Annotated in this window: 18 protein-coding genes; 9 read left to right on the top strand and 9 right to left on the bottom strand. The window is 59.8% G+C overall.

What is annotated here, in order from left to right; translation table 11 throughout:
• Positions 1-9: 9 nt before the first annotated feature.
• Positions 10-204 carry a hypothetical protein gene (locus tag BFQ00_RS05860; protein WP_033899765.1) on the bottom strand — a complete coding sequence of 65 codons (195 nt, stop codon included), beginning with the start codon at positions 202-204 and terminating at the stop codon, positions 10-12.
• Positions 205-438: 234 nt separating this feature from the next.
• Entirely contained in the window at positions 439-792 is a 354-nt protein-coding gene (locus BFQ00_RS05855; RefSeq protein ID WP_065884089.1) for a hypothetical protein, read from the bottom strand.
• A 165-nt stretch (positions 793-957) separates the two neighbouring features.
• On the opposite strand from BFQ00_RS05855, the gene BFQ00_RS05850 reads away from it, so the two are divergent.
• On the top strand, positions 958-1,776 hold the full coding sequence (locus tag BFQ00_RS05850; protein WP_065932880.1) for a shikimate 5-dehydrogenase: 819 nt from the start codon (positions 958-960) through the stop codon (positions 1,774-1,776).
• Between the two features lie 154 nt (positions 1,777-1,930).
• Here BFQ00_RS05850 and BFQ00_RS05845 read toward each other — a convergent pair whose 3' ends face one another.
• Complete coding sequence (locus tag BFQ00_RS05845) at positions 1,931-2,581, bottom strand: YceH family protein (RefSeq protein ID WP_065884064.1); 651 nt, start codon at positions 2,579-2,581, stop codon at positions 1,931-1,933.
• Positions 2,582-2,696: 115 nt separating this feature from the next.
• On the opposite strand from BFQ00_RS05845, the gene BFQ00_RS05840 reads away from it, so the two are divergent.
• The gene (locus BFQ00_RS05840) at positions 2,697-3,206 is read left to right on the top strand and encodes a DUF1993 domain-containing protein (protein WP_057726249.1); all 510 of its coding nucleotides are present in this window, start codon (positions 2,697-2,699) and stop codon (positions 3,204-3,206) included.
• A gap of 65 nt (positions 3,207-3,271) precedes the next feature.
• Here the strand turns inward: BFQ00_RS05840 and sstT are convergent, their stop codons facing one another.
• Both sstT and nhaR read right to left on the bottom strand, forming a co-directional pair.
• Positions 3,272-4,492, bottom strand: a complete 1,221-nt coding sequence (gene sstT, locus BFQ00_RS05835; RefSeq protein WP_065932879.1) for a serine/threonine transporter SstT — start codon at positions 4,490-4,492, stop codon at positions 3,272-3,274.
• Between the two features lie 159 nt (positions 4,493-4,651).
• A complete protein-coding gene (nhaR, locus tag BFQ00_RS05830) occupies positions 4,652-5,554 on the bottom strand; it encodes a transcriptional activator NhaR (RefSeq protein ID WP_065884067.1) in 903 nt (300 codons plus the stop codon).
• A gap of 134 nt (positions 5,555-5,688) precedes the next feature.
• Here nhaR and BFQ00_RS05825 point away from each other — a divergent pair, with 134 nt between their 5' ends.
• The 4 genes from BFQ00_RS05825 to mnmH all read left to right on the top strand — a co-directional run bounded on the left by BFQ00_RS05825 (position 5,689) and on the right by mnmH (position 8,949).
• Complete coding sequence (locus BFQ00_RS05825; protein ID WP_065891830.1) at positions 5,689-5,940, top strand: hypothetical protein; 252 nt, start codon at positions 5,689-5,691, stop codon at positions 5,938-5,940.
• Positions 5,941-5,968: 28 nt separating this feature from the next.
• A complete protein-coding gene (locus tag BFQ00_RS05820) occupies positions 5,969-6,718 on the top strand; it encodes a TerC family protein (RefSeq protein ID WP_065884069.1) in 750 nt (249 codons plus the stop codon).
• A gap of 93 nt (positions 6,719-6,811) precedes the next feature.
• On the top strand, positions 6,812-7,846 hold the full coding sequence (gene selD / locus BFQ00_RS05815) for a selenide, water dikinase SelD (RefSeq protein ID WP_065884071.1): 1,035 nt from the start codon (positions 6,812-6,814) through the stop codon (positions 7,844-7,846).
• Positions 7,846-8,949 carry a tRNA 2-selenouridine(34) synthase MnmH gene (mnmH, locus tag BFQ00_RS05810; RefSeq protein ID WP_065932878.1) on the top strand — a complete coding sequence of 368 codons (1,104 nt, stop codon included), beginning with the start codon at positions 7,846-7,848 and terminating at the stop codon, positions 8,947-8,949. Before selD ends, mnmH begins: the two co-directional genes overlap by 1 nt.
• Before the next feature lie 377 nt (positions 8,950-9,326).
• On the opposite strand, the gene BFQ00_RS05805 is transcribed toward mnmH, so the two are convergent.
• A complete protein-coding gene (locus BFQ00_RS05805) occupies positions 9,327-10,382 on the bottom strand; it encodes a permease (RefSeq protein WP_065932877.1) in 1,056 nt (351 codons plus the stop codon).
• Positions 10,383-10,440: 58 nt separating this feature from the next.
• Positions 10,441-11,142, bottom strand: coding sequence for a histidine phosphatase family protein (locus BFQ00_RS05800; RefSeq protein WP_065884075.1), 702 nt, complete (start codon positions 11,140-11,142; stop codon positions 10,441-10,443).
• Between the two features lie 250 nt (positions 11,143-11,392).
• Between BFQ00_RS05800 and BFQ00_RS05795 the strand changes: the two genes are divergently transcribed.
• From BFQ00_RS05795 to hemB, 3 genes are all read left to right on the top strand, one after another.
• Complete coding sequence (locus BFQ00_RS05795) at positions 11,393-12,091, top strand: glutathione S-transferase N-terminal domain-containing protein (RefSeq protein WP_065932876.1); 699 nt, start codon at positions 11,393-11,395, stop codon at positions 12,089-12,091.
• Positions 12,092-12,093: 2 nt separating this feature from the next.
• Complete coding sequence (locus BFQ00_RS05790; RefSeq protein ID WP_065932875.1) at positions 12,094-12,924, top strand: PhzF family phenazine biosynthesis protein; 831 nt, start codon at positions 12,094-12,096, stop codon at positions 12,922-12,924.
• Positions 12,925-13,041: 117 nt separating this feature from the next.
• A complete protein-coding gene (gene hemB / locus BFQ00_RS05785; RefSeq protein WP_065932874.1) occupies positions 13,042-14,016 on the top strand; it encodes a porphobilinogen synthase in 975 nt (324 codons plus the stop codon).
• A gap of 91 nt (positions 14,017-14,107) precedes the next feature.
• Here the strand turns inward: hemB and BFQ00_RS05780 are convergent, their stop codons facing one another.
• Positions 14,108-14,416 (bottom strand): contact-dependent growth inhibition system immunity protein, encoded by a 309-nt coding sequence (locus tag BFQ00_RS05780; RefSeq protein WP_065932873.1) that lies wholly within the window; start codon positions 14,414-14,416, stop codon positions 14,108-14,110.
• A partial coding sequence (locus BFQ00_RS05775) for an RNase A-like domain-containing protein (RefSeq protein ID WP_139114970.1) occupies positions 14,413-16,445 on the bottom strand: 2,033 nt, incomplete at its 5' end. The genes BFQ00_RS05780 and BFQ00_RS05775, both read right to left, overlap by 4 nt.

Genomic DNA, 16,445 nt, shown 5'->3' with positions numbered 1-16,445 from the left:
TGCCAGGCGTCAGTCCACCACCTGATCGAGCATGTGCACCACTTCCTGTTCGCTGAGCAAGCCTTTGCGCACCAGGTTTTCGGCCAGCAATGCCAGGAACTTTGCGCTGCGGTGGCCTTCCAGGTGCTTGAGTTCGGTCAAGGCGCTGTAGACCTTGCTGGACGTGCAGAGGCCAGCGGTGCGGTGCGGATTTTGCGTGGGCATGGTCCATCGTCCTTAATTGTTATTGAGTGGACAGAATCAATACTGAGACGGCTTGGTGACACAAACATGACAGCGTTTGTATGAGTCGATCAAGAGGCGATCCCAACCTGATGATGTGGGATCGGCGCTCAAGCATTGTCCTCACAACGACCTTGGCAGCATAAATCCAGACTTTGCCGCAAAAAAAAGGCCCCGCGTGTGGGCGAGGCCTGTGGCGTGTGCACTGATCGGCGGTTACCAGCCGTGGCGATAGTAGCCGTGGGGCGGGCCATAGTAGCCATAACCCCGTGGCGGCCCGTAATAGACGGGCGCCGGACGGTAATAGACCTGTTGCTGCACGTACACCGGCGGTGGCGGCGCGTAGTAGACCGGCGGCGGAGCGGCATACACCGGCTGCGGCTGCACGTACACCGGTTGTTGCTGTACATAGACCTCACGAGGCTGGCTGGCAACCACGGAGCCGACGACGGCTGCACCGACAATCGCACCCAACACGGCCGGGCCGCCCCACCCACCACCGTGAGCGGAAGCTTGGCCTGCCATAGCGAGTGCGCCAATAAGCAAAGCAATCCTGGGGACTTTACGCATCATGATCTTTCCTCGGTTAGCCCCTGCGCTTGTGGTCTGCAATCAATAGACTCAAGGATTGTCGCGGGGATACTTTTAAGACAACGTATTTCTAAAAAACAGCACAGCCAATAGGTAAAGGTTGTGTAAGGTCTGTACCGATTTGCTTACCTCAAGGAGTTACCCATGCAGATGCACCCCAACAAGGACACCCGGCTGTGCATGTCACTGTCGGCACGTCCCGGAAATTTCGGCCTGCGTTTCCATAACCATCTGTATGAGCAACTGGGCCTGAATTTCTACTATAAAGCCTTCAGCAGCCAGGACTTGCCTGGCGCGATCGGCGGCATACGAGCGCTGGGCATTCGCGGCTGTGGTGTGTCCATGCCGTTCAAGGAAGCTGCCATCGCTTTAGTGGACGAACTTGACGACTCGGTTCAAGCCATCGATTCGCTGAACACCATCGTCAACACCGATGGCCGTCTCAAGGCCTACAACACCGATTACATTGCCGTCGAGCAGCTGCTGAAAAAGCACCAGGTGCCCAAAGATTCGAGCTTCGCCCTGCGCGGCAGCGGCGGCATGGCCAAGGCCGTGGCCAGCGCCTTGCGCGATGGCGGTTACGTCAAGGGTGTGATCGTGGCGCGCAACGAAGCGGCGGGCAGGGCCCTGGCGCAGAACCTGGGATACGCATGGCAGGCTGAGTTGGGCGAGTTACGCCCGCAGCTGCTGGTGAATGTGACACCGATCGGCATGAGCGGCGGGGCGGAAGCGGATCAGCTGGCATTTGCGGCCGAGGCCGTGGATAACGCCGAGACGGTGTTCGATGTCGTCGCGATCCCTGCTGAAACACCCTTGATCGTGCATGCGCGGGCCAAGGGCAAGCGGGTGATTACCGGGCTTGAAGTGATTGCGATCCAGGCGCTGGAGCAGTTTGTGCTGTATACCGGCGTGCGCCCTACGCAGGAGCAGTTCCAGGCGGCGGTGGCCTTCGCCCGGAGCTGACGCCTTGTAGGAGCGAGCTTGCTCGCGAAAGACTCACTGGCACCGCGTTCATTCAGAAAACACGCGTTATCGTTGACGTTTTTCGCGAGAAAACTCGCTCCTACAGACGGTGTGTACGCTTACCTGACTGGCATTAGCGCAAGATTGAATCTCGTCACGCCTGTTCCAACTGTGTCAGGCGTTCTTCCAGGGCGGCAATCCGCGCTTCCAGCTCTTCAATGCGCTCGGCGCCGACGGCCGCGCCGCCACGCTCCACTGGGTTCCCGCGCGCGGCAATAATCGCTTCGATATCCGCCGGGTCGCCGAGCGCATGGGTATACCGATCTTCGCGCTGCCCCGCCTGGCGCGGCACCAACACCGCCAGGCCGCGGGCAATCAGGCGTTCCAGCTGATGCACCACTTGCTCGGCGTCCTCAAAGTCATGCATGCGCCCGCTGCGCGTCAGCAACTCGTTGACGGTCTGCGGCCCGCGCAGGAACAACAGCCCGATCAGGATGACCTGCGCCGGTACCAGTTCCAGCGCCTTGTCGACGCGGTGTTCCCAGCGGTCGGCGCGGCTGCCCATGACCAGCCGGGTAAAACCCTGGCCTTCCAGTACGCGCAGGCTTTGGCCAACCTGGCCCTGGCTGAGGTTGGTCACCGGTTCGCGGCTGGTCTTCTGGTTACAGGCCAGCACCAGGGCGTTAAGGGTCAGGGGGTAGGTTTCCGGGTTGGTCGCCTGCTTCTCGATCAGGCAGCCCAGGACTCGGATTTCCGTGCTGTTCAGGCGCGGCTCAGAAGTGTCGGTGTCGTGCTCGGCGGTCATCGCGCGTTCCCTATGCAGTGAATCCACTAGCCTAAGCCGGAAAAAATAAAAGACAAGCGGCAGGCATGGCTATAATCGCCGCTGGTTCCACTCCTGCCATTACCGTGAGACTGACATGACTATTTCCCTGTATGCCGCTTCCATCCCAGTCTTCAAGCAAATGCTCAACGCCCTGAGCGATGTACTGAACAAGGCCGAAGCCCACGCCAGCGCCAAAAACATCGAGCCGAACGCCTTGCTGCAGGCGCGCCTGTTCCCGGACATGTTCCAGCTGGTGCGCCAGGTACAGATTGCTGTCGACTTCGCCAAAGGTGTCAGTGCACGCCTGGCCGAGATTGAAGTGCCCAAGTACGAAGACAGCGAAGTCACCTTCGCCGACCTGCAAGCGTTGATCGCCAAAGTGCTGGCCTTTGTCGACACCATCAAGCCTGAGCAAATCGACGGCAAGGAAGGCATCGAGATCGTCACCCGTCCGGGCACCCCGAAAGAGAAGCGCTTCAGCGGCCAGTCCTACCTGCTGACCTACGGCCTGCCGCAGTTCTTCTTCCACGTCACCACCGCTTACGCCTTGTTGCGTCACAACGGCGTGGAAGTGGGCAAGCGTGACTACATGGGCGCTTTCTAAGCCCCCACAAAAAAGCCCGGGAGCGTTCTTCAATGAACGGTCCCGGGCTTTTTTATGGCTGATGTTCAAGCCGGCTGTGCATCCTTGTCCAAACACGCCGCTGCGGTGAACAACACATCGGTGGACGAGTTGAGCGCGGTTTCCGCCGAATCCTGCAATACGCCGATGATGAAGCCGACAGCCACCACCTGCATGGCGATCTCGCTCGGAATGCCGAACAGACTGCACGCCAGCGGAATCAGCAACAGCGAGCCACCGGCCACCCCCGATGCCCCGCAGGCACAGATGGCCGCGACCACGCTGAGCAGTACGGCGGTAGGCAGGTCCACGGCGATGCCCAGCGTATGCACGGCTGCCAGCGTCAGTACAGTGATGGTGATTGCCGCACCGGCCATGTTGATCGTGGCACCCAGGGGGATCGACACCGAATACGTGTCTTCATGCAGGCCCAGGCGTTTGCTCAACGCCAGGTTTACCGGAATATTCGCCGCCGAGCTGCGGGTAAAGAACGCGGTGATACCGCTTTCGCGCAGGCACAGCAGCACCAGCGGATAAGGGTTGCGACGCAGTTTCCAGAATACGATGGCCGGGTTGATCACCAGCGCCACAAACAGCATGCAGCCGATCAATACCACCAGCAGATGGGCATAGCCGAGCAGGGCGCCGAAGCCGGAGGTGGCCAGGGTCGAGGCGACCAGGCCGAAGATCCCCAGCGGGGCGAAGCGGATCACCATCCGTACGATCAGCGTTACGCCATTGGACAGGTCGTCGAGCACGGTGCGGGTGGTGTCGCCTGCATGGCGAATGGCAATGCCCATGCCGATGGCCCAGGCCAGGATGCCAATGAAGTTGGCATTCATCAGCGCGCTGACCGGGTTATCCACCACGCTGAGCAGCAGGCTTTGCAGCACCTCGCCGATACCGCCGGGGGCGCTGACGGTGGCATCATGGGTAGCCAGGACCAGGGAAGACGGGAACATCATGCTGGCAACCACCGCGACCACCGCAGCGGCAAAGGTACCCAGCAAATACAGAAACAGGATCGGTCGGATATGGGTTTGCTGGCCGTGTTTATGATTGGCGATGGACGCCATCACCAGCACGAACACCAGGATCGGCGCGACGGCCTTAAGGGCCGCGACGAACACTTTGCCGATAAAGCCGGTGGCCTTGGCGGCCTCTGGCAGCAACAGGGCCAGCAGAATGCCGGCGATCAGGCCGATGATGATTTGGGTGACCAGGCTGACGCGCATTAAACGTTGCAGCAGAGAAGGGGCAGCAGTCATAAACGGTTGTCTCTAGTTTTTTTAGTGGGCACAGCATTGCAGGGAGAAAGTACTGTAGGAAGCAGGCGCAAAGTCTAGCATGCTGTAGGACGAGTCCCGTTTGCTGCGTCATTGCGTCACCGCCACCGTCGGATTTGCCAAATCGCGCCCGCAGTGTGGTCAGGGCAGGGCGGTAAACAGTTCGCGCCGGGCGCCTTCGGTAATCGCCACGATGCCCGGGTGCTTGACCTTGCGCTCCACCGAGATGGCGTAAAACGATTCGGTCACCGCGTCGGTCTGGCCGATCAGTGCCACGCCGTACTGGCGCACCACTTCATCGGCGATCACGCTGGGGGCGATAAAGATGCCGCTGCCGGATTGCCCGAATGCCTGCATCAAGGCGCTGTCGTCGAACTCGCCGATGATCCTGGGTTGGATCTGCTGATCGGCGAACCAGCGCTGCAAACGGCTGCGCACCACGGTCTCCGCGCCGGGGATCAACAACGGTGCGCCGTGCAAACACGCCGGGAACGCGCCGCCATGTTGCTCGGCCAACGCGTGGGTGGCAAAAAAGCTGATGCCGCATTCCCCCAGCTTCTGGCTGTAGCCCTTGATGTCCAGGTGAGTAGGCATCGGGCTGTCGGAAATCACCAGGTCCAGGCGCTGGATCGCCAGGTCGGCCAATAATCGTTCGAGTTTGTCTTCACGGCACGTGATGCGGATCGGTTCGCTCAGCTCCATGGTGGGCGCGATCAGGCGGTACACGATGGACTTGGGCACCACGTCCGCCACCCCGACGCGAAACACAATCTGCTGCTCATTGGGCTGCGCGCGCAGCATCGCCTCCAATTCATTGCCGGTCTGGAACATCTGCTCGGCGTAGGGCAGGGCCTGGCGCCCGGCTTCGGTCAGCTCCAGCTGGCGCCCTACGCGCTGGAACAGGGCGATGCCAAAGGTCTGTTCCAACAGGCTGATCTGCCCGCTGATGGTTTGGGGCGTGAGGTTCAGTTGTTCGCAGGCGCGCACGATGCTGCCCGTCTTCGCCACCACCCAGAAGTAATGCAACTGTCGATAATTGAGCATCACCGTCTACACTTCGTAAAAACCGAAGTATACCTGAGAAAAATACGAATTTTTCTGAACTGTTCATCTGCATAGAATGCCTCGCTATCGCGGGGCCACTATTTGGCCCCAGGGGTTCTAACGAGGAATACATCATGAAACTCAATTCCCTGGGCGCGGCGTCGCTGCTTGCGCTTTCATTGGTGATGATCAGCGGTTGTGATCAGGTCGAGAAAAGCGCGCAGCAGGTGCTGGGCAAGGCCACCGAATCGGCCAAGCAAGCCATCGATGACACCCAGAAGGCCGCCGAACAGGCATTGAGTGAAGCGACCCAAGGCTTGATCAGTCCGCAGAAAAAGGATGACCCGGCAGAAAAAGACGCTGAATCGAACACCCAAGAAACCTAATTTCCCAGCACAACGTCAGGACTGACCTATGGATTATCTTTTACAACTGGCCGCCAGCCCCACCGCGTGGATCGCGCTGGCCACCTTGATCGTCATGGAAATCGTGCTGGGCATCGATAACCTGATCTTCATCTCGATCCTCACCAACAAACTGCCCGAGCAGCATCGGGCCAAGGCGCGGCGCATTGGCATCAGCATGGCGCTGATATTGCGCCTGGGCTTGCTGAGCACCATTGCCTTTATCGTGCAGTTGACGGCGCCGGTGTTCGAAGTGTTCGGCCAGGCCTTTTCGTGGAAGGACATGATCCTGATCGCCGGTGGCCTGTTCCTGGTATGGAAGGCAACCACCGAGATCCACCACAGCATGGACCCGGCGCCCGAAGAGAAAGCCAGCGTTGGCAATACCGTGGCCATCGGCTTTGCTGCCGCCATCGGGCAGATCCTGCTGCTCGATCTGGTGTTCTCCATCGACAGCATCATCACGGCGGTGGGCATGACCGAACACTTACCGATCATGATCATTGCCGTGGTGACCTCGGTCATCGTGATGCTGGTGGCGGCCGAACCCTTGGCCAAGTTCATCAACGACAACCCGACCGTGGTGATGCTGGCCCTGGGTTTCCTGATCATGATCGGCATGACGCTGATCGCCGAAGGCTTCGGCGCCCATGTACCAAAAGGCTACGTGTACGCGGCCATGGCGTTCTCGGCGGCAATCGAATGCCTGAACATTGCCCGACGTAACCGGCACGCGCGTTTGCTGGCTGCCCGGCAGTAACGCTTGACCTGAAAAGCCGGCCGCGTTCATTAGAGCGCGGTTGGCTTTTGGCTATCTGGTAGAATTTTCCTACACGATAGTCAGAGGTTTCCCATGAGCGAGCAGATTCGACTTACGCAGTACAGCCATGGTGCGGGTTGCGGTTGCAAGATCTCGCCTCAGGTGCTGGAGGTGATTCTGGCCGGCAGTGGCGCACAAAACCTCGATCCCAACCTCTGGGTGGGCAACGCTTCACGCGATGATGCGGCGGTGTACGCCATCGACGACGAACGCGGCGTGGTATCCACCACGGACTTTTTCATGCCGATTGTCGACGATCCCTTCGACTTCGGGCGCATTGCCGCCACTAACGCCATCAGCGACATCTACGCCATGGGCGGCGACCCGTTGATGGCTATTGCCATTCTTGGCTGGCCGGTGAATGTGCTGGCGCCGGAGATCGCCCGCGAAGTGATCCGCGGTGGCCGTGCGGTGTGCGACGCTGCGGGCATTCCGCTGGCGGGTGGGCATTCCATTGACGCGCCGGAACCGATCTTCGGCCTGGCCGTGACCGGCATCGTGCAAAAACGCCATATGAAGCGCAACGACACCGCCACCGCAGGGTGCAAGCTGTACCTGACCAAACCCTTGGGCATCGGCATCCTTACTACCGCCGAAAAGAAGGGCAAGTTGCGCGAGGCCGACATCGGCCTGGCCCGCGACTGGATGTGTACCCTCAACAAACCCGGTAGCCGCTTCGGCAAGCTGGCCGGGGTGACTGCGATGACCGATGTCACCGGTTTCGGCCTGTTGGGCCATCTGGTGGAAATGGCCGACGGCAGCGACCTCACGGCCCGCATCGAATATGCAAAAGTCCCACGCTTGCCAGGCGTCGAGTACTACCTGGACCAGGGCTGCGTACCCGGTGGCACCTTGCGCAACTTCGACAGCTACGCCAGCAAGGTCGGGCGTGTGCAGGAACTGCACAAGCGCGTGCTGTGCGATCCGCAAACCAGCGGTGGCTTGCTGATCGCCGTCACGCCCGAAGGCGACGCCGAGTTCCACGCGGTGGCCGCTGAACTGGGCCTGGTCCTCGAGTCCATTGGCGAACTGCTTGAGCGACAGACCAACGCGGTAGAGGTGATTTGATGGCGACTGATATCACCGATTACCGCGACATTTTCCTCAACGACCGGCCGATGATGGATACCCGCGCGCCGGTCGAGTTCACCAAGGGCGCGTTTCCCGGCGGGGTCAACCTGCCGCTGATGACCGACGAAGAGCGCCAGCGGGTCGGCACCTGCTATAAGCAGCAAGGCCAGCAAGCTGCAATTGTCTTGGGCCACGAGCTGGTGTCGGGGACGGTCAAGGCCGTGCGTATCGAGCAATGGGCACAGTTCGCCCAGGCCAATCCACAGGGCTACCTGTACTGCTTTCGCGGCGGGTTGCGCTCGCAGATTGTGCAGCAATGGCTGAAAACCGAAGGGGGTATCGAGTATCCGCGTGTCGGTGGTGGCTACAAGGCCATGCGTAATTTCCTACTGGATACGCTGGACCAGGCGACTGCTCAATGTGATTTTGTGCTGCTCGGCGGCATGACCGGCACCGGCAAGACCGAAGTGCTCGGTCAGTTACGCAACGCCCTGGACCTGGAAGGCCATGCCAACCATCGCGGCTCCAGCTTCGGCAAGCGCGCCACGGCGCAGCCTTCCACTATCGACTTCGAAAACCGCCTCGCGGTGGACGTGCTCAAAAAACGCGCGGCGGGCATCGAACAGTTCGTGGTCGAGGACGAGAGCCGCATGATCGGCAGCTGCGCGCTGCCGCTGCCGTTGCACAAAGGTATGCAGACATTCCCGATGGTGTGGCTCGAAGACAGCGTTGAAGGTCGCGTCGAGCGCATCCTGCGCGATTATGTGGTCGACCTGTGCGCCGAGTTTATTGAGGTATTGGGTGAAAATGGCCAGGCACTGTATGCCGAACGTCTGACTCAAAGCCTTGCCAATATCCATAAGCGCCTGGGCGGCGAACGCTTTCAGCGGCTGCAGGCGATTTTGCAGGACGCCCTGGCGGAACAGGCACGCAGCGGGGCAGTGGACCTGCACCGCGTGTGGATCGAAGGCTTGTTGCGCGAGTATTACGACCCGATGTATGCGTTTCAGCGTGAAAAGAAAGGCGCGCGGATCGAGTTCGCCGGGGAGCAGGGGGCGGTGGTGGAATACTTGCGTGAGCGTGGTGTTCGGCGCAGTTGATTGGCAGGTTTCGAAGGCCCCTTCGCGGGCAAGCCTTAAGGATTTTTTGTAGGGGCGGCTACCGCCAGCGCACCTACGCCAGCAAAGCCTGGCTGCTACCGGTGGCGAGCAAGGTGCAGGCGCGTTCGCAGCTGTCGCGGTAATATGCCGGGTGCAAGGATGAGTTGGGGCGAGGGCTCTGGAGGCGGTTCTGGCATTGGTTGTAAAGCACTGCGCTGGATGCATGCAAATCAAAATGTGGGAGGGGGCTTGCCCCCGATGGCGGAGTGTCAGCCACTGATGTTGCGACTGATGTACCGCTATCGGGGGCAAGCCCCCTCCCACAGTAGATGGCGGTACGGCGACGGCCGCGAAAAGGCCGTCAGCCCACTTGAAATCTAAAGAATCACCGCCCCGATCAGCCCGCACACCACTCCCATCAGCATGGTCAGCCCGGCCACCGTCACCAGCACCCGCGCATCGAAATCCTTGCGCAGCATCAGCAGCGACGGCAGGCTTATGCTCGGCAGGGTCATCAGCAAGGCGACGGCCGGGCCGGTGCCCATGCCCAGGGTCATCATGGTTTGTACGATGGGAATCTCGGCCGCCGTAGGAATCACGAATAACGTGCCGACTATCGCCAGCGGAACCAGCCACACAAGGCTGTCGGCCATCGCCCCGTCGACATGGGGGAACAGCCAGACCCGTGCCGCGCCGAGGATCAGCACCGCGAGGATATACACCGGGATGGTGCTCCAGAACAGCTGCCACAACGTCCGTAACCAGCGCGTCAGGAAGGGTTCGGACTCAGCAGTGCTGACCTCGGCCACGGCCTCCAGTGCCGCTTCCGGCACTTGGTCCGGGCGTGCAATACGCTGCGCGATCAATGACACACCCACCACCAGCACAATCCCCGCCACCAGCCGCAACGCGGTAAAGCCCCAACCCAGCACAAAGCCCATGAACACCAGCGTGGCCGGGTTCAATACCGGGTTGGCAATCCAGAACGCCAGCGCCGCGCCCACCGACACCTGCTGACGGCGCATGCCCGCCGCCACCGGCGCCGCGCAGCAACTGCACATCATCCCCGGTAAGGCGAACAGCCCGCCACGCAGGGTCGAGCCCAGGCCGGCGCGGCCAAACAGGCGCAGCAGCCAGTCGCGCGGGATCAGCACTTGCAGCAGCGAACCGAGGATCACCGCCAGCACGGCGGCTTTCCAGATCGCCAGGAAATACACCTGGGCATAGGCCAGCGCCGCCGCGAGGGGCGAGCTTTGCTGGTCATTGAGAATCGAGGCACCGATGCTGTGGTTGTCAGCCGCGACAAAGGCCTTGAAGTAGTAGGGCGACCATTTCACGTAGTAGAGGCCGACGCAGGCCACCAGGAGAAACAGCGCAGGTTTGCACCAGAACGACCAGCCCCGGTTGGGCTGGGCAGAAGGGAGGTTGGACATGAAGATGTTCCGCCGATGAGTCAATAGCGCAGCATCATACGCGCCTGACGCTCAACCTTCAGATATCTGCGCTGACCTGGGTTGGATCCGGGCAGGTTTGCACACCATTATCGAGCCCCTGCTTGTAGTTGCGGCTGAGCAGGGAGGCCTTGCCGTTATGCCAGGTGAGTGTCAGCACGTACAGCGAGTCATAGTCGTTACCGGACCAGTCTTCGGTGATGGTGTGCTTTTCGCCCGCCGCTTCACTGGCGACTTTGTTGATCAACTCCGGCAGGTAACCGTGGGACCAGGCGGTGTAGATCGTGGCGTTGTGGTACTTGTCTTCGACCAGTTCATCGGCCAGGGCGCTGGTGTCGTTTGCCGAGAACTTGATGTTGACCGGCAGGCCCAGCTTGATTGCGCTGGGGCTGATGGTCATCAGCGGGCGAATGTAGCTGTAGGAGTTGTCGTGCTCACCTTCCTCGACATTGCGCGTCGGGTTGGCGGCGAACACGAAATCGGCCTTGCCGAATTTTTCCGGCAATACGCTGGCCAGGTTCATCGCACGGTTCAGGCCCTGGCAATTGAGTTGGCCCAGGCCTCCGGCAGGTTTTTCGCCGTGGCGCAGAAATACCAGGGTTTGCACGCCGTCCACCGGTTGCGCGCGGCTTTCACGGGCATCCAGTGCCGTGACAATACCCGCCGTGACCAGCAGCAGCGGTAACATGATGTATGAATAACGTTTGATGTGTTGCACAAGGCGCAGAGGCTTGATCTTCATTTAGGTTCGAGTCTTCTTGCGTCGGGTTAAGGCTGACAGGCCCGGCCCAGCGGCGCGGTGCGCGTCCGAGGGTGTTCCATGTCGGTATAGCCAGGTGCCTCCATTCACCGAATAAGCGCACTTATGAGTGCATTCGGGCATTTTGGTTCGCCCACGGGGATTCTAGCCAGGCAATGTTGCTCGATGATGACGCATGCACGACGCCGGGCAGATGACTATCATGGGGATTTTCCGCTCAGGAACTTCCTCGATGAACGCACTCGCCGCTTTCCCGATCAACAGCAAATGGCCCGCGCAGCACCCGGAGCGCCTGCAACTGTACTCGCTGCCTACGCCCAACGGTGTAAAAGTCTCGATCATGCTCGAAGAGCTGGGCCTGCCTTATGAGGCGCACAAGGTCAGCTTCGACACCCAGGACCAATTATCCCCCGAGTTCCTGTCGCTGAACCCCAATAACAAGATCCCCGCAATCATCGACCCCAATGGCCCCAGCGGGCAGCCGCTGGCGCTGTTCGAGTCCGGCGCGATCCTGATTTACCTGGCGGAAAAGACCAGCCAGTTGCTCGCCGAAGACCCGGCCACTCGCTACGAAACCCTCCAGTGGCTGATGTACCAGATGGGCGGGATCGGCCCGATGTTCGGCCAGTTGGGGTTCTTCAACAAGTTCGCCGGCAAGGCCTATGAAGACAAGCGCCCGCGCGACCGTTATGCCGCCGAATCGCGACGCTTGCTTCAGGTACTGGAAAAACGCCTGCTGGGCCGCACCTGGATCATGGGTGACGATTACAGCATTGCCGACATCGCCACCTTCCCCTGGATTCGCAACCTGATCGGTTTCTACGAATCGGGCGACCTCGTAGGCATCGCCGATTTCCCTAACGTACTGCGCGCGCTGGACGGTTTTGTCGCACGCCCAGCGGTGATTCGTGGCCTGAATATTCCGAGCTGAGCATGCCGATTTTCGATTTCAAACAACTGGATGTCTTCAGCCGTGTGCCGCTCAAAGGCAACCCGCTTGCCGTGGTGCTCGGGGCCGACAGCCTGACGGACCAGCAGATGGCCGACTTCGCCAAGTGGACAAACCTCAGCGAAACCACGTTTTTGCTGACGCCCCGTGACCCACGAGCCGACTACCGGGTAAGAATTTTCACAACGTTGCAGGAACTGCCGTTTGCCGGGCATCCGACTTTGGGCAGTTGCCACGCGTGGTTGCAGGCAGGCGGTGTTGCGCGTGGGCAAGAGATCATTCAGGAGTGCGAAATCGGCCTGGTACGCATTCGACGCGAAGGCGACGAGCTGGCGTTCATCGCGCCACCGCTGTTGCGTTCCGGCGTTGTCGAGGCATCGCTGCTGGAGCGTGTGCGCGTGGGGCTGGGCCTGGCGCCCGGCGCTATTGTGCGTAGCCAGTGGGTGGATAACGGCGCGGGTTGGCTGGCGGTGATGCTGGCTGATCGACAGGCTGTGCTGGCGCTGCGGCCTGACTACTCGCAGTTGCTCGGGCTGGCGGTTGGTGTCATCGCGCCCGGCACTGGGGACGACGCACAGTTTGAGGTGCGCGCCTTCATCGCCGGCGACGGTGCTCAGGAAGACCCGGCCACCGGCAGCTTGAACGCCGGGCTTGCCCAATGGCTGCTCGGCGAGGGCCTGGCGCCGGAGCGCTACGTGGTCAGCCAAGGCACCGCCATCGGGCGAGCGGGGCGTATTCGCATCGAGCGCCAGGGCAGTGAAATCTGGGTGGGCGGCGCCGTTGCCGTCTGCATCGAAGGGCATTTACAGCTCTAGATCAATGCAATTGTTACGTGCTGCGCAATACACTGTTGGCCCCTCGGCATTTGTGCCGCCGGGGCTTGGGGCATAAGCTTTGGCCCCAAAGATTTCAGCCATTTTTTCAGGAAAGCCATGACCAGCCAGTTCCCCCAAGCCCGCCCCCGTCGCCTGCGCCGCTCTTCGGAGCTGCGTGGCCTGTTCCAGGAAAGCGAATTCACGCTCAACGACCTGGTGCTGCCGATTTTCGTCGAAGAAGAAATCGACGATTTCGTGCCGATCACCAGCATGCCGGGCGTGTTGCGTATCCCTGAGAAAAAGCTGGCCGGCGAGATCGAGCGCTATGCCCGTGCCGGCATCAAGTCTGTGATGACCTTTGGCGTTTCCCACCACCTGGACGCCAGCGGCAGCGACACGTGGAAGGAGCGCGGCCTGGTCTCGCGCATGTCGTCGATCATCAAGGACGCCGTGCCGGAAATGATCGTGATGTCCGACACCTGCTTCTGCGAATACACCGACCATGGCCACTGCGGCGTGATGCACGGCGCCCACGTCGACAATGACGCGACCCTGGTCAACCTCGGCAAACAAGCCGTGGCCGCCGCCCGCGCCGGTGCCGACGTCATCGCGCCCTCGGCGGCGATGGACGGCCAGGTCCAGGCCATCCGCCGCGCCCTGGACGATGCCGGTTTCACCCACATCCCGATCATGGCCTACTCCACCAAATTCGCCTCGGCCCTCTACGGCCCGTTCCGCGAAGCCGGCGGCAGCGCCCTCAAGGGCGACCGCAAAAGCTACCAGATGAACCCGATGAACCGCCGCGAGGCCGTACGCGAATCGCTGCTCGACGAGCAGGAGGGCGCCGATGCGCTGATGGTCAAACCGGCCGGCGCCTACCTCGACATCATCCGCGACATCCGCGAAGCCTCACGCCTGCCGGTGGCGGCTTATCAGGTGAGCGGCGAGTACGCGATGATCAAGTTTGGCGCCCAGGCCGGGGCGATTGACGAGGATCGCGTGGTGCGCGAGACCCTGGGCTCGATCAAGCGGGCGGGGGCGGATTTGATATTTACGTATTTTGCGATGGATTTGGCGTTGGCGGGGATTTAAGGGCGCTGAATTAATCTGCGTGTGGCGAGCGAGCTTGCTCGCGTGGGGCTGCGTAGCAGCCCCTTAACTCAGTATGGCGTTGATTTATCCCTTATCGCAGATCTCTCACCTTTTTTAATGCTGAGGCGACATGGCTTAACCAAGTTCTGCCGTCACTCCATTCATTAGGGTAATAGTAGTAGCACCCGATGTCATAGAGTAAATAGTCTTGAAGCTCTTGCTCGGTTTTTTCGGTGGCAATCAATTTATCCAGTTCAAGTAGTACTATGTTTATCGTCTCTATCGAAGACTCGGAGATGAAAACATCAATTACCTCGTTTGCGGTTTTGTAGTCATCAACCCAATCTTGATTGAAGTATCCAGCAAAAAATTGCTGTAGTTCAGGATAGTCTTGGTTCATGGGTTTGGAAATCCTGTATGAATTCGGTAACCGTTGTGCATGTTTTTGTCTCTGCGGATAATAAGGTAAATTTCTTTTCCCGGAACTGGTATTGTCGTATTCTTTTTGAAACTGATGCCTATTGGCTCTTCAGTTTTTTGAGTGATGACTATTTGGCTGTTTTTCCCTTTGAGAAAATTTTTGATTTTGGTTTTGTTATCATCTAGTACATTTGCTACTGCGAGTTCTGCTGTTGCGCGATCTTTGAAAGTAGAGGCTGCTGGAATATGTGGTTCTTGCTTCAAGCGTTCAAGCAATTGTTCGTGAGTTCTACCGACATGCTTTTCTATAAGATGCCCTCCTGCCGCCTCATGTGCGGCTAAACCACCCCCTGGGACTATCACGCTATACGGTCCTGCAGAGCAGTTCGTTTTTTTACAAATCTGCCCCAGCGGATCCACCCACCCCGTTGGGTTGGGCACGTACTGGTAGGCATTGATCCCACCCGCCAGCTTCACCGGATCTGGCGTCAGGTAACGACCGATATTTGGGTGGTAGTAGCGATGCCGGTTGTAGTGCAGGCCGCTTTCCTGGTCGTAGTACTGGCCTTGGAAACGTAGAGGGTTGTCGATTTTGCCGACGTCGAGTCGGCTGATTTCGCCGTAAGCGCGGTAGTGCGCGGACCAGGCGATTTCGCCTTCGGGGGTGGTGAGTTCCTGCGGTGTGCCGAGGTGGTCGAGTTGGTAGTGGTAGGGCTTGGTCTCTTCCGGCCCGAAGCCTTCCAGCAGTGCCACCGGGCGGAAGCTGTCGGGTTCGTAGAGGTAGCTGCGATGTTGATCGGCATGGTGTTCGGCGATCAGCTTGTCGCCTTGCCAGAAGAACTCCGTGGTTTTCTCTTCGAGGGTTTTGCTGATGCGCCGACCAAACGGGTCATAGCGATAGCTCGTGGTTTGGCCGTTGGGCTTGCTGACTTCGGTCAGCCGGTGCTGGCAGTCGTAGCGGTACTCGGTGACGAGTGAATGACCTTTGCCGCGCCGTTCTCTTATTAGATTTCCAAAAGCGTCATAGTCGTAATGGTGATCGCCTTGGATCATCAGGCGATTGCCCGCCAAGATGTCCGGCCCCGGCCTGTCTTGCATAAGCAAATTGCCGGCGGGGTTGTGGCCGAAACGCTCCTGTACGTCTTGCGAGTGATCGGCGCGGGTCAGGCGGTTTAGCGGGTCGTAGCGGTAGTCATGCTGGCCTTTGCGGGTGTCGATCAGGCGGGCGAGGTTGCCGGCTTTGTCGTAGTCGTATTGGCGTTGGTAAAGGTGGTTTCCTTGCTGGGTAACGGCGTGGGCGTGCAGGCGGTTTTGGTCGTCGTAGTGGTAGTGGCTGAGCAGTTGGCCTTGTTGGCGTTGGTGTTCGCGACCGGCGTTGAATAGATGCGAGGTGAGCACGTCACCGTTGAGTTCGACGGTGGCGAGGTGGCCGCCCTTGTCGTGGTTGAAGGTGACGCGGTTATTGTCCGGCAGGCGCAGATTTTTCAGCTGACCGCAGGCATCGTAGCCATAGCGCAAGGTGCCCCAGCCCTGATGTTCAGCAGTGAGACGGTTTTGTTTGTCGTACTCGTAGGCCAGCGCCCATTGGCCGTCTTCGACGCTGAGGAGGTTGCCTTGGCGGTCGTAGATGTAGTCGACCGTGTTGCCATCGGGCAAGGTTTTTCTTACAAGACGACCGGCATGATCGCGCTCGTAACGGGTAACAAGCTGACTGCCATCGTCGCCGTGTTCTGTCTTTTCCAGCAGGTTGCCGTTGAGGTCGTAGGCGTAGGCGGTGCGTTGGCCGTCGAAGCCGGTTTCCTGTCGGATCAGGCCGTTGGGGTGGTAGTCCAGTTGATAGGTTTCGCCAACTTCGTTTTCGATTTCAGTTAGCAAAAGGCGGGCATTGTCGTAGCGGTACTTGACCTGAGTACCGTCGGCGTTGATGCGGCGGCTGATCAGGTGCAGGCCGTCGGCGTATTCGTAGCGGGTGACGTGGCCGAGTTCATCGCGTTCGGCGATGATTTTTC

Source organism: Pseudomonas sp. 28 E 9 (genome assembly GCF_900004785.1).
Classification (GTDB): domain Bacteria; phylum Pseudomonadota; class Gammaproteobacteria; order Pseudomonadales; family Pseudomonadaceae; genus Aquipseudomonas; species Aquipseudomonas orientalis_A.
Note: the sequence above shows the minus strand (reverse complement) of the source record. Positions and strands in the feature narration are given on the sequence as shown.

Excerpts from the sequence above, each read along its gene's own strand:
- BFQ00_RS05860 (WP_033899765.1), bottom strand. The coding sequence starts at position 204 with ATGCCCACGCAAAATCCGCACCGCACCGCTGGCCTCTGCACGTCCAGC.
- BFQ00_RS05855 (WP_065884089.1), bottom strand. The coding sequence starts at position 792 with ATGCGTAAAGTCCCCAGGATTGCTTTGCTTATTGGCGCACTCGCTATG.
- BFQ00_RS05850 (WP_065932880.1), top strand. The coding sequence starts at position 958 with ATGCAGATGCACCCCAACAAGGACACCCGGCTGTGCATGTCACTGTCG.
- BFQ00_RS05845 (WP_065884064.1), bottom strand. The coding sequence starts at position 2,581 with ATGACCGCCGAGCACGACACCGACACTTCTGAGCCGCGCCTGAACAGC.
- BFQ00_RS05840 (WP_057726249.1), top strand. The coding sequence starts at position 2,697 with ATGACTATTTCCCTGTATGCCGCTTCCATCCCAGTCTTCAAGCAAATG.
- sstT (WP_065932879.1), bottom strand. The coding sequence starts at position 4,492 with ATGACTGCTGCCCCTTCTCTGCTGCAACGTTTAATGCGCGTCAGCCTG.
- nhaR (WP_065884067.1), bottom strand. The coding sequence starts at position 5,554 with ATGCTCAATTATCGACAGTTGCATTACTTCTGGGTGGTGGCGAAGACG.
- BFQ00_RS05825 (WP_065891830.1), top strand. The coding sequence starts at position 5,689 with ATGAAACTCAATTCCCTGGGCGCGGCGTCGCTGCTTGCGCTTTCATTG.
- BFQ00_RS05820 (WP_065884069.1), top strand. The coding sequence starts at position 5,969 with ATGGATTATCTTTTACAACTGGCCGCCAGCCCCACCGCGTGGATCGCG.
- selD (WP_065884071.1), top strand. The coding sequence starts at position 6,812 with ATGAGCGAGCAGATTCGACTTACGCAGTACAGCCATGGTGCGGGTTGC.
- mnmH (WP_065932878.1), top strand. The coding sequence starts at position 7,846 with ATGGCGACTGATATCACCGATTACCGCGACATTTTCCTCAACGACCGG.
- BFQ00_RS05805 (WP_065932877.1), bottom strand. The coding sequence starts at position 10,382 with ATGTCCAACCTCCCTTCTGCCCAGCCCAACCGGGGCTGGTCGTTCTGG.
- BFQ00_RS05800 (WP_065884075.1), bottom strand. The coding sequence starts at position 11,142 with ATGAAGATCAAGCCTCTGCGCCTTGTGCAACACATCAAACGTTATTCA.
- BFQ00_RS05795 (WP_065932876.1), top strand. The coding sequence starts at position 11,393 with ATGAACGCACTCGCCGCTTTCCCGATCAACAGCAAATGGCCCGCGCAG.
- BFQ00_RS05790 (WP_065932875.1), top strand. The coding sequence starts at position 12,094 with ATGCCGATTTTCGATTTCAAACAACTGGATGTCTTCAGCCGTGTGCCG.
- hemB (WP_065932874.1), top strand. The coding sequence starts at position 13,042 with ATGACCAGCCAGTTCCCCCAAGCCCGCCCCCGTCGCCTGCGCCGCTCT.
- BFQ00_RS05780 (WP_065932873.1), bottom strand. The coding sequence starts at position 14,416 with ATGAACCAAGACTATCCTGAACTACAGCAATTTTTTGCTGGATACTTC.